Below are 1053 nucleotides of genomic sequence, written 5' to 3'. Positions count from 1 at the left end.
TTGAGATGGTGAATGTTGATTTCTAGTCTTTGACTAGTTCGTTCTTTAAAAATTTGGGTATGTGATAGAAAGATAGACTGAACGTTACTTTCACTGGTAACGGATCAGGCTAAGGTAAAATTTGTGAGTTGCTCTTAATTGAGTATTATCGAATTTTCGGCGAATGTCGTCTTCACAGTATAACCAGATTGCTTGGGGTTATATGGTCAAGTGAAGAAGCGCATACGGTGGATGCCTTGGCAGTCAGAGGCGATGAAAGACGTGGTAGCCTGCGAAAAGCTTCGGGGAGTCGGCAAACAGACTTTGATCCGGAGATGTCTGAATGGGGGAACCCAGCCATCATAAGATGGTTATCTTAAGCTGAATACATAGGCTTAAGAGGCGAACCAGGGGAACTGAAACATCTAAGTACCCTGAGGAAAAGAAATCAACCGAGATTCCCTTAGTAGTGGCGAGCGAACGGGGACTAGCCCTTAAGTGGCTTTGAGATTAGCGGAACGCTCTGGAAAGTGCGGCCATAGTGGGTGATAGCCCTGTACGCGAAAATCTCTTAGTCATGAAATCGAGTAGGACGGAGCACGAGAAACTTTGTCTGAATATGGGGGGACCATCCTCCAAGGCTAAATACTACTGACTGACCGATAGTGAACTAGTACCGTGAGGGAAAGGCGAAAAGAACCCCGGAGAGGGGAGTGAAATAGATCCTGAAACCGTATGCGTACAAGCAGTGGGAGCCCACTTTGTTGGGTGACTGCGTACCTTTTGTATAATGGGTCAGCGACTTATTTTCAGTGGCGAGCTTAACCGAATAGGGGAGGCGTAGCGAAAGCGAGTCTTAATAGGGCGTCTAGTCGCTGGGAATAGACCCGAAACCGGGCGATCTATCCATGGGCAGGTTGAAGGTTGGGTAACACTAACTGGAGGACCGAACCGACTACCGTTGAAAAGTTAGCGGATGACCTGTGGATCGGAGTGAAAGGCTAATCAAGCTCGGAGATAGCTGGTTCTCCTCGAAAGCTATTTAGGTAGCGCCTCATGTATCACTGTAGGGGG

General features: G+C 47.7%; 1 rRNA gene. It reads left to right on the top strand.

Annotation, left to right across the window (positions count from 1 at the left end):
* Positions 1-204 precede the first annotated feature (204 nt).
* Positions 205-1053, top strand: a 23S ribosomal RNA gene (locus D882_RS0126925); the annotation flags it as partial.

It is taken from the genome of Pseudomonas sp. URMO17WK12:I12 (assembly GCF_000514395.1).
Classification (GTDB): Bacteria; Pseudomonadota; Gammaproteobacteria; order Pseudomonadales; family Pseudomonadaceae; genus Aquipseudomonas; species Aquipseudomonas mucoides.
The sequence above is the reverse complement of the archived record's forward strand: the minus strand, read 5'-3'. Positions and strand labels throughout refer to the sequence as shown.